This is a genomic window from Peribacillus sp. 05N428 (assembly GCF_056397085.1).
This window is the reverse complement of sequence record NZ_JBFTMS010000075.1, coordinates 1-10,200: the sequence shown is the minus strand read 5'-3', so window position 1 is coordinate 10,200 and position 10,200 is coordinate 1. Positions and strand designations below refer to the sequence as shown.

At 38.0% G+C, this 10,200-nt stretch carries 11 protein-coding genes and 2 pseudogenes; 2 read left to right on the top strand and 11 right to left on the bottom strand.

The features are described from left to right. Nucleotides 1–346 precede the first annotated feature (346 nt). The 8 genes from AC1DIV_RS29055 to AC1DIV_RS29020 all read right to left on the bottom strand — a co-directional run bounded on the left by AC1DIV_RS29055 (nt 347) and on the right by AC1DIV_RS29020 (nt 4,912). Nucleotides 347–922, bottom strand: coding sequence for a YitT family protein (locus tag AC1DIV_RS29055; RefSeq protein ID WP_413020615.1), 576 nt, complete (start codon nt 920–922; stop codon nt 347–349). Nucleotides 923–1,182: 260 nt separating this feature from the next. Continuing rightward, nucleotides 1,183–2,043, bottom strand: coding sequence for a DUF421 domain-containing protein (locus AC1DIV_RS29050; protein WP_063596910.1), 861 nt, complete (start codon nt 2,041–2,043; stop codon nt 1,183–1,185). Nucleotides 2,044–2,069: 26 nt separating this feature from the next. Next, the gene (locus tag AC1DIV_RS29045; RefSeq protein ID WP_048883024.1) at nt 2,070–2,276 is read right to left on the bottom strand and encodes a DUF1657 domain-containing protein; all 207 of its coding nucleotides are present in this window, start codon (nt 2,274–2,276) and stop codon (nt 2,070–2,072) included. Nucleotides 2,277–2,288: 12 nt separating this feature from the next. Then, entirely contained in the window at nt 2,289–2,639 is a 351-nt protein-coding gene (gene spoVAE, locus AC1DIV_RS29040) for a stage V sporulation protein AE (protein ID WP_063596912.1), read from the bottom strand. Nucleotides 2,640–2,641: 2 nt separating this feature from the next. Continuing rightward, nucleotides 2,642–3,655 carry a stage V sporulation protein AD gene (gene spoVAD / locus AC1DIV_RS29035; protein WP_063596913.1) on the bottom strand — a complete coding sequence of 338 codons (1,014 nt, stop codon included), beginning with the start codon at nt 3,653–3,655 and terminating at the stop codon, nt 2,642–2,644. Next, nucleotides 3,655–4,134, bottom strand: coding sequence for a stage V sporulation protein AC (gene spoVAC, locus AC1DIV_RS29030; RefSeq protein ID WP_063596914.1), 480 nt, complete (start codon nt 4,132–4,134; stop codon nt 3,655–3,657). The genes spoVAD and spoVAC overlap by 1 nt, the downstream gene beginning before the upstream one ends. A gap of 20 nt (nt 4,135–4,154) precedes the next feature. Next, nucleotides 4,155–4,628 (bottom strand): YhcN/YlaJ family sporulation lipoprotein, encoded by a 474-nt coding sequence (locus AC1DIV_RS29025; protein WP_477577898.1) that lies wholly within the window; start codon nt 4,626–4,628, stop codon nt 4,155–4,157. Between the two features lie 77 nt (nt 4,629–4,705). Continuing rightward, nucleotides 4,706–4,912, bottom strand: coding sequence for a DUF1657 domain-containing protein (locus tag AC1DIV_RS29020; RefSeq protein ID WP_048689175.1), 207 nt, complete (start codon nt 4,910–4,912; stop codon nt 4,706–4,708). Nucleotides 4,913–5,623: 711 nt separating this feature from the next. On the opposite strand from AC1DIV_RS29020, the gene AC1DIV_RS29015 reads away from it, so the two are divergent. After that, nucleotides 5,624–5,950: a hypothetical protein gene (locus AC1DIV_RS29015; RefSeq protein WP_336867108.1), complete on the top strand. Its 327-nt coding sequence runs from the start codon at nt 5,624–5,626 to the stop codon at nt 5,948–5,950. Between the two features lie 491 nt (nt 5,951–6,441). Here AC1DIV_RS29015 and AC1DIV_RS29010 read toward each other — a convergent pair whose 3' ends face one another. Next, nucleotides 6,442–6,756, bottom strand: a complete 315-nt coding sequence (locus AC1DIV_RS29010) for a hypothetical protein (protein WP_336867105.1) — start codon at nt 6,754–6,756, stop codon at nt 6,442–6,444. 182 nt (nt 6,757–6,938) lie between these two features. Further along, nucleotides 6,939–7,965 (bottom strand): annotated as a pseudogene (locus tag AC1DIV_RS29005) (glycosyl hydrolase family 18 protein); the annotation flags it as partial. Between the two features lie 240 nt (nt 7,966–8,205). Here AC1DIV_RS29005 and AC1DIV_RS29000 point away from each other — a divergent pair. After that, nucleotides 8,206–9,714, top strand: coding sequence for a phospholipase D-like domain-containing protein (locus tag AC1DIV_RS29000; RefSeq protein ID WP_413020609.1), 1,509 nt, complete (start codon nt 8,206–8,208; stop codon nt 9,712–9,714). Nucleotides 9,715–9,901: 187 nt separating this feature from the next. Here AC1DIV_RS29000 and AC1DIV_RS28995 read toward each other — a convergent pair. Continuing rightward, nucleotides 9,902–10,200, bottom strand: a pseudogene (locus AC1DIV_RS28995) (Tn3 family transposase); the annotation flags it as partial.

Here is a 10,200-nt window from a genome sequence, read left to right as displayed (position 1 = left end):
TAAGACTGGGGGAATGGGAAGTTCATTTACAAATTTAGAGAGAATCATTTTTACGCTCCTTTATAACCTGCTGATTTAAAGTACTTTATTTATAAAAGGTTATAAATATTACAAGCGCTATATGACAATAAGTTATTTATTAGTAAAATAGTAAAATGGTAAAGCAGTAGAGGGTGTAATGCAAATGCAATCATTCAATCTGAAGCTCTAAATGGTTCCTTTCCCTACCTTTGAATATACTTTTATGGACAAAATTACCAATTGGTTCCTAAAAATCCATTCTAGTTTACCCCTTGTCCTTTACTATGTATTTTATTTGCTCTATACCATACCATTTTTTCATTCCTTAGCTATTCGATGGCCTAGCCATAAAAGAAGTAATCATTCCGATCATACAAATAGTTAAGCAAGAAAAGAGGAAAGCTTTTAACTCTAATGTATTAAGCGCCGATGTTACAATTAGACCATCTATCATGAAAATAACTACCCCTATATTTACGGAAAAAGCTTTCGATATAAATTGAGCTAACAAGTCGGTTCCTCCGGTACTTGCTTCATATCGAAGCATGATCCCTACTCCAATTCCAATCAATCCCCCTCCTATTAACATACTCGGAAAAATAGAAAGAGAAAATTGGTTTCTTAAAGGCTCTAGCCAATCAATGAATATAGAAGCAACAATTAAACCGAGAAAGCTATTATAAAAAAATGTTCGTTCATGGATCCAGGCGAATATACACAGAGGGATACTTAAAAGGAACATAGCTAAACCTGTCGGAAATTCAAAGTAATAATGGATGATGAGGGCAATGCCTGTAATCCCTCCATCTAATAAATGATGGGGAACTAAAAAGCCGTTTATTCCGATACTCAATAATAGACTTCCTATAATAATAGCCGTGATTTTCTGAAAAATATACATCACCTTTTATCATGTGTTTATGGCTAATATATGTACAAGCATATGATTTCAGAATGAGGCTAAGATGTGTAATTAGTTGAAAGCAATCTTTTTAAAAAGGGGCGTGACAAGTTGAATTTCCCTTTTGTCTACATATACATATATAATCTCCTTTTACTGCATTACCTTTGACATCTTTTGGGTGAGTTTTAGGAGGCATTTAACTGCCTCCTATGTTTTTTAGAACGAATAAAATAACCCATGAACAACGGATCATACAATCAATTTTTTAAGATGTGGGTAACGTTATCAATCGCTTTTTGTAGTTTTTCACTGTTTTTTTCATATATCTGCTTGGCTTCTTTATTTTCTGTTCCTAGTGCAAATAATTCTAAGTCTGCTTGGCATTTTTTCAAAGTCGAAAGAAGTAGAGGCCTCTCTTGAGGAGATGGTACTTGCAATATATCATCAAAAAGGTCCACCGTTAGTTCTCCATAAGAATTTATTTGTCCAAGAAAGACATTTTCAATTGTGACCCCTAATTTTTCTAATTCAGTTTGTAACCAACCTCGACTTCGTCCAATCGTCGAAAGTGGTTCATCCAATATTTCACCATCCATTATGACAGTCTGAGGCTCCTTGACTGAAGCGACCGTCAAGTTTAAATCCTTTGCGGTTAAAGGCTGGTTCTCTTTCTTCAACATAACGGATAAATCTCCGGTTGCCTCTAATATCGCGAATTCTACATCAGACACCTGAAAGACATCTTTCTTTCGAAGTAATGCTAACAATTCATCCGTTGTGTATCTTTCCTTTTTCAAATTATCTTCCATGATTTTTCCATCTTTAATAAAAACAGTTCCTTTTCCTTCTATAAGGTCCCGAAACTTTTTACTTTTCTCAGAAATAAGTCCAACTATAAAAGGTAGTGCGGCAGTGGTTATAATTCCTATAATCCCCACTGTAATTTTTCGTTCAAGACCCGTAATAACTTCTGCCCCAATACTTCCTATGGTTATACCAGTAACATACTCAAAATAAGAAATTTGAGATAGTTGCTTTTTACCTAGCATTTTAGTTACTAAAAAAAGGATAATGAGAAACAACAAAGCCCGTACAAATACATCTAACCAATCAGGCACTATATAATACCTCCTATATACTTTATTTAAAACCCTTTATACTGGAATTCCTCCCTCTCCAACTCTCCAACCCTTTTTTTCAAATCTGTCACTACTTCGTTCACTACCATCATCGTTTCATGTAAGGTTTGTTTCGATTCGTTATCTTGTGTACGTAATGCTAAACTGGAAAGATTAGCTTCTACGCCTTTTAGGCTGGCAAGACATTGCTTTACTTCCGATCCGATGGTCATCTTACATCCCCCTTATCCCTTTGGTTTAAAAATCAAAGCTCCTAACATGCCGAAAATAATGGCAGCTGAAATGCCGGAACTTGTCACTTCGAACATCCCTGTAAGTACACCGACTAACCCGTGTTTTTCGGCTTCTTGCATGGCCCCGTGTACAAGTGAATTCCCAAAGCTTGTAATAGGAACGGTAGCTCCTGCCCCAGCAAAATCAATTAATGGTTCATATAAACCTACCCCATCTAAAATGGCACCTATCACTACAAGGGTACTTAACGTATGTCCCGGTGTAAGTTTAAACACATCAAACATAATTTGCCCAATGACACAAATCAAACCACCTATGACAAAAGCCCAAAAATAGATCATGTCTATTGTTCACCCCCGTATTCAATCGACACCGCATGGGCGATACAAGGAATCGTTTCATTTTGCTGAAAGGATAGGGGGGATAATAAGGCCCCTGTTGCAACGACTAACATTCTTTTAAATTCACCTTTTTTCATTCGGTTTAATAAATGACCATAGACGACTGTTGCTGAACACCCCGCGCCACTACCTCCTGCCAAAACCGGTTGCCCTTCCCGATAAATCATTAATCCGCAGTCTTGATACTGATCTTCACGAATAGGGGTTCCATGCTTTTTAAATAAATCAAGGGACACTTCATGTCCAATCTGACCGAGATCCCCGGTGACAATTAAATCGTAATAAGATGGATCAATGTTTCGTTCCTTTAAATGAGCTTCAATGGTATCAACCGCAGCTGGAGCCATAGCCCCTCCCATATTAAATGGATCCGTCAATCCCATATCGATAACACGTCCGATTGTGGCAGAAGTGACACATGGCCCTACCCCGGAATTACTTAGTAAGGCCGCACCAGCCCCTGTCACGGTCCATTGTGCAGTAGGTGGTTTTTGTCCACCATATTCCGTTGGATAACGAAACTGTTTTTCAACGGCTGTATCATGACTAGAAGCCCCTGTTAACAAATATTTGGCTCCGTTTGTATTGACAATATAGGCCCCTAAAGCTAATCCTTCCATGGAGGTAGAACAGGCACCAAACAACCCAAAATAAGGGGCTCCAATTGTTCGGCTCGCGAAACTGGTTGGGGTAATCTGGTTGATCAGGTCTCCTGCAAGGAGAAACTGAACCTGTTCCTTTTGAATCCCGCCCTTTTCCATTGCTTTTTGACAAGCTTCTTCAAAAAGTATTTTATGAGCTTTTTCATAAGAATCCTGATTAAGCCATAAATCTGCATGCAGAAGATCAAAATCTTTCGCGATAGCTCCATCTGCTTCAAACGGCCCTCCCACTGTACCTGTAGAAATAATCACGGGCTTTTGTTCGAAGACCCATGTACGATGACCTTCTAACATTACAAACCACCCCACTGTATAAGAATTGTTTTAAACAAGGCAATGACAAACGCAGAAAAGACGCCAAATAGAATCACCGATCCTGCAAGTTTAAACATATTACCGCCTACCCCTAATACCAACCCTTCGGTTCGATGTTCAATCGCTGCAGAAATGACGGCATTGCCGAAACCAGTAACCGGTACAGCCGTCCCGGCCCCTCCAAATTGAGCCATACGGTCATAGACTCCGAAACCTGTAAGAAGCATCGTAATAAAAACTAAAGTCCCTACGGTTGGATTTCCAGCTGTTTGGTCCGTAAAATCAAAATAATAAATATAAAAGGCAGAAATGAGCTGCCCGATCAGACAAATAAGGCCCCCTGTTAAAAATGCTTTTATGCAATTTTTAACTACTGGTCTCTGTGTTTCCCGGTGTTTTTGAATCCCTTGATATTCTTGTTGAACAGGTGTCAATTTTTTCTTTTGTTTATTCGACATGGTCCGACTCCTCTTTCTCCTTAGGTTTTTTCTTTCATCAGACTTTTAATTTTAATAAAATCCTTTTCTAATTCCTTCCGTTTGGTGTTACCCTTTTGGATTTTTTGTTCTAATTGATCAAGTTCCAAATACATTTTTGAATCGGTCGAAACCAAGACTTTATGATCCGGATAGTCTTTTTCCAAGTCTGATTTCACGTTCTTTTCGATTTTCTTTAATCGAAAACGCTCAAAGTTTTCGACTTTGATCGCTATCAATAGCTCTTTATCCGTATTCACAGCCTTCACATCCGAAATGTCTTCCTCCGTGATGACCTTCTTTTTTGCTTGATTCGCCACGGATTGATTGATTGGATTGCTTGTATGTACCTGAGAAATATTCAAATCCTCATGGTCCTCACCAGATTGATTTTGATTTCTATTACATCCTGAGCCTAATCCGATAACAGTTAGTAATAAAAGAAAAATGATTAATTTGTTTGTTTTTTCTTTCATGAAATCACCCCTTTGTTTTATCATTGAAGGTGTAAAAAGGTTGGTTGAAACTCAACCAACCTTTTCTTGCTTTTTTATTATTGTTGTTTGTATTGGGGTTCTTCTTGTTCGACTTGTTGAATACGTGGTTCAATGGTGTCTACAACGGATTGAGTTTGTTTAGCAGCATCTTGGTAAAGTTGCTTTGCTTGTTCGTTGTCTGTACCAAGTGAAAAGGTTTCAAAGCTAGCCTGTGCACTTTTCAAACCTGCAAGAGTTGTCTTAAGGTCATTGATTACTGTCATGAATAACGCCTCCTTGTTTTTAATAAATTACTTTTTTAGAATGGTGAAAACAGAACTTTATATACCTTCAAATTTTATCCATTTTAAATACCCAGAACTCATCATGAAAACAAGTTAATATCCTTTTTTCCTTGAAATGTAAAATAGCAACCGTATTATATCCCACGGTTGCTATTTTACATTGCTATAAACGATTCCAAATTCTCTTTATATCTAATGGTACGTATACTTTATCCCCATGTATCTCCTTATGTATGATGAGATGTGTAAAGCATGGATCTAAACTTAACCCTTCTGTTTTATGCCTAGCTGGATTTACGCCTAAAAAATTTTTGAAGTCTTGGGGTAATCTCATAACACTTCCTCCTTTTTTATAGAAAACAATCTTAATATATCCATCCAGAACATTTTTATTGTTATTTTTAACAATTGAATCATAGGAGATATTCCGCGACATAAAACTTTAGAATTTCAATTTAAATTATGACACTAACAGTGTGACGTTGTAGTTTTTCTAAATTAATTCGATTAACACCGAACCGATGTGATTTAAACCAGCCTTTGAGAAGGCGGTTAACAGGCCGGGTTTATTGAGTCGGAAACAAATAGAGCGCCAAATCTGAATGCCTTTCCTTAACCGGGTGACTCCTCATCCATTTTATTTCACTGTTTTACACTTTGTATAAAAAAAAGTGGAAAGGAGAAAGTAATATGGCAAGTAAAAAGCCAATAGAGAGGACGATCACAATGAATCTAAGACTATTAACAGGTGTTTTTCTTTCTGCCATCATGTTAATGGGTTGTAATAATACAGATGAGGATAATAATCCAACTCCTCCTGATACAGAGGAACCAATTGAAGATCCTAAAGATGCAACAGATCCGGATAATACAGATGAAAATAAAGATGATGATGAAGCTGATTTAGTTCCTGATTCAGAAGATCCAGATGATGATGAAGCTGATTTAGTTCCTGATTCAGAAGATCCAATTGAAGACCCTAAAGATGCAACTGACCCAGATATTAAAGATGAATAATGATTTAAATAGGTAAACAGCAATAAGTTTTAATACCGTTTGTTTTCAAACGGTATTTTTATGCTTCAAATTGAACTTTATGATATATCTAAAAAGATTAACTTTTCCAATGGGAAAATCTTAATCCTTAGTATTTAGAGACTACCTCTTTATGGAGAGGATACAAATGAAAAAAACACTGATCATGGTCAGCGTTTTCAGTTTGACTTTTATTTTGATTGTTGAGATGGCCTGAAGAGAAATGAGTTTACCTTACTATTACTATGGTTTGCTTCGTCAATTTCTTTGCGGCTTGTTTAAAACGTCTTCACATTGTAGCTGATTCCCAGCAAATTGTTGAATGGCTTGATTAATTAGTTCCGTCATTATGCTCGAAAAAGGATAAATTTTGTTCTCAAACATCTTCACACTGCCATATTTCTAGATTTTCATACAGTGAAAAATTGGACTTTTTCAGGGATCCAGACAAACAACTAAAAAGTAATGTCCTCCTAATAAATCATCCCTTCACATTCGTTAATTTCCCAAGATTCGACCGTTAAATAAGCGGTCTGTGGATCCATACCCTGACCAATTAAATAGGTCATTGCAGCAACTTCCTGCAATGCATGGACGTATGAAGTATCCTTTGCTTCTTCTAATCCATATTTTACAAAAGGGGCAATAATATTTAACACTTGTGATTTTAAATGAGGATATAATGTTTGTTTGATTTGTTGTTCTGCCCAAATCTCAGACTCAGGGTATTGCGGAAACTGACTGGAATATTGAGGTTGATAAAAGATATGTGATTGATAAGGAGGCACCTTTAACTCCCTTTCTTATATTGAGTATATTTAATTTTATCTTATGTTCCTTAGTTTTCCTAGGACTAGACATTTGCCCCTAAAAAATCATTAATCCTAAAACTCTCACTTTGTAGACCCCATGCCATGCCCAAAAGGCACTGAACTTCTAGGGCAGTCTCCTTTTACAGTTAAAAAACACCCTACAATTTCCGTACAATAAATGTATCCCCAAGTAGTTCCCAATTCTGGGGAAAAGGATAACCAAGTACCCAATAACTGAGACCCCTTGCCCTGTAACTCTTCACCAGGTCGAATTTAGCTTTAGCACTGCGTGCGTCCTCAAACCAAACTTCATGTGTGCGTCCCTGACTATCTTTGTATCTATAATACGGTGATTGGGCTGTCTCGTCGTATTTTATTTCTACATTATATTGGATGGCGCGTCTGATGGCTTCCTGCATGTCGAAAGTCTCTGCTTCCTGCCCCTCTTCATGAGGAACAAGCCAGTCACGTGCATAAATTTGAAAGCCTATAAAGATTTTGTTTGTTGGAATCACTGTAACTGCATAGTCAAGGACACGCTTGATTTGATTAATAGGAGAAATAGCCTGTGGCGGTCCCTTTCGGTAACCCCATTCATATGTCATCAGCACAACGAAGTCGAGCAGCCGTCCGTGAACTCGATAGTCATGTGCTTCAACTAATAATCCCTTTTGATTGGCGCTAGTTTTTGGGGCAAGAGAGGAGGACACAAAGTAGCCTTCAGGACGCAATCGATTCACTGCTCTTTGGAGAAAGCGATTGTAGAAATCGCGGTCCTCTTGTGCTACACTTTCAAAATCGATATTCAATCCACGGTACCCTTTATTTTTCATCGTCTTTATGACGTTGGTCAATAATTTTTCCACTAAACTTAAATCAGAAAGTATCGTATGTGCAAGTTGTGTTCCTGCTTCTGTGGCGGAAAAATTCGTTATGCACATCATGGGTATGACCCTAGTTGATTGTGCCGCTTGTATGGTCGGGTTGTCATCAATGACTTCTAAACTGCCATCTTGCCTCATTCTATAACCAAACGGACTTACGTAGGTCAAATCGTAGGCTACTTCACGTACCTAACTTATCGGGATTTTCAAGGCCATTGATCCTAACAATTCGGTTGGTGCTGACACCATATTGTTGGGAAACCCTCCATAAAGAATCCCCCCTATTCACCACATGGATTTTCACATGCAATGCCCCACTTTCCTTCATAATAGTCCATTCATTTTATTCCCTATATAGCCCTTATATGTTTCGTGGCGTTTACCATTCCAGAATTCTTAGTTTTTTCGCTCTTCTAGCTGATAATTATTGTTCCCCCAAGGTGAATCCTAAATGTTTATCTAAACAATTCCTTCGTATTCAAAGCGTATACTCGATAAACAGTTTGTACATGTTAAGAGAAAAACAAGGGAGGGATTTCAGTTGGAGTGGATTTTTTATCTATACCTGTTAAATACGTTCTTTATGTTATTCATAGCAATTTGGGAAGTTCGTAGGCCTGCCAAGGCTTTAAATTGGATAACAATCGGCCTTATTTTGCCTGTCCTTGGTTTCTTGCTATATCTCAGCACATCAAATCCCAAACGTATTCATCGGAAAAGATTAACCTCTTCTCATAATGAGTTTGACAAATTACCTGATACATATGGTGATTCTGCCTCGATAATCGCTGATGCTTTACGGCATTTCACCGTGCATGGGCTTCGAGTTGGCCAAGTCCAAGTACTTAACAATGGAATAGCAAAGTATGAACAACTAATCAAATCCCTACAAACAGCCCAAAAAACCATTGATCTGGAATATTACATCTACCGGAATGACCAAATTGGGAATCGAATCACAGAACTGCTAATTGATAAAGCAGAAAACGGAGTTCGGGTTCGTTTTGTGAGAGATGGTTGGGGAAGCAAAAAATTTCCGCGTAATGAGATCCTTCGGATGATGGATGCAGGGATTGAATGCCGGACAATATTCCCCTTACGCTTTCCCTGGATTCTGTCCAATTGGAATTATCGGGATCATTCTAAGATTGTCACAATCGATGGAAAGGAAGCTTTTACCGGTGGTATCAACGTGGGGTATGAATATACAGGATTAAAGCCTGAGATAGGTTACTGGCGGGATACTCATTTGCAAATCATAGGGGAAGCAACAGAAGATTTGCAGACGATTTTCGACGTTCATTGGAATATCGCTTTGCCGGAACAGATAAAGTCGAAAACAAAATCTAAGTTAACGAAAAAACCCACTAAATTTCCAACACATAAATCAAAGGAAGTCGATCGAACTGGCAGCGTAGATCTTTCCAGATGGTCAGCCGAATGGGGATCTGAATTGAGCATCGTAGAGGAAAAAGAGGTAAACAAATCAGGGACATTGCCAAAAGCGTACATTCATACGTTGGAAGGAAATCCTGGAGTTCCTACCCCGGTCATTCGGCAGGCTTACTTTATATGCATATCACAGGCGACCAAGACGATTGATATAACGACACCCTACTTTGTACCAGATACAGATATTATCATGGCATTAAAGACAGCTGTGGCTCGTGGTGTACGCGTAAGATTGCTGGTTCCTCGTCATATTGATCAAAAAATTGTGGGCTTTGCAAGCCGTACCTATTACGGGGAACTTATAGAAGCAGGAGTCCAAATTTACCAGTACGACAAAGGAATGTTACATGCGAAGCTGATGATCCTAGATGAGGAGATCGCAGAAGTAGGAGCAGCAAACTATGATATGAGAAGTTTTCGCCTGAATTATGAGGTGTGTCAAGTCGTGTACAGTGCTGATGTGGCAAGGGAACTCACAGAGCAGTTCGAGAGGGATCTTACTGATTCTGTACCATTAAGAATTGAAGACTTGTTGCAACGATCCCTGACCGAACGCATTGTTGAACAGGGTGCTCGCCTGCTTTCTCCATTATTATAAGTTGATGTATCTGTTTTTATTGTTCTATCTTAAATCTAGATTTAAAAAATTTCATTGTTTTAAAATATTTCTGTTTTATTTAAAAAAAGTCGAAAACCCATGTTAGAACCTTTTATCATGGGTTTTTTTCTTATTTACGATAGAAATTCATTACTAATAAACCGGTAATACTAAAAATACAGCTCAAAGTGTTTGCTTTAATGATCTGTTCATACTGTTGACGGATAAAATCCCAGTAAATCGATCTACTTAAAACTTCCTGTAAATGAGGATACTCCTCATTCATGCATGCCAGCTTCTGGATGATATAACTTTAGAGAACCAATATTTTTGAAGCGTGGCATCAATTTAAAACCAAGTAGATGGCAAAAAGCAAAAGCAACAACACTTTGTCCATGCGTATCGACATAATTTCGGTCTACTTCCATGTCCGTACAATGACGAAGAACCCCTTCCATCAAAGGATAGCAATCTGGGAAGTTCGTC

Bases quoted from the DNA above. Each gene is read 5' to 3' on its own strand.
- AC1DIV_RS29055 (WP_413020615.1), bottom strand. From the start codon at position 922: ATGTATATTTTTCAGAAAATCACGGCTATTATTATAGGAAGTCTATTA.
- AC1DIV_RS29045 (WP_048883024.1), bottom strand. From the start codon at position 2,276: ATGACCATCGGATCGGAAGTAAAGCAATGTCTTGCCAGCCTAAAAGGC.
- spoVAE (WP_063596912.1), bottom strand. From the start codon at position 2,639: ATGATCTATTTTTGGGCTTTTGTCATAGGTGGTTTGATTTGTGTCATT.
- spoVAD (WP_063596913.1), bottom strand. From the start codon at position 3,655: ATGTTAGAAGGTCATCGTACATGGGTCTTCGAACAAAAGCCCGTGATT.
- spoVAC (WP_063596914.1), bottom strand. From the start codon at position 4,134: ATGTCGAATAAACAAAAGAAAAAATTGACACCTGTTCAACAAGAATAT.
- AC1DIV_RS29025 (WP_477577898.1), bottom strand. From the start codon at position 4,628: ATGAAAGAAAAAACAAACAAATTAATCATTTTTCTTTTATTACTAACT.
- AC1DIV_RS29020 (WP_048689175.1), bottom strand. From the start codon at position 4,912: ATGACAGTAATCAATGACCTTAAGACAACTCTTGCAGGTTTGAAAAGT.
- AC1DIV_RS29015 (WP_336867108.1), top strand. From the start codon at position 5,624: ATGGCAAGTAAAAAGCCAATAGAGAGGACGATCACAATGAATCTAAGA.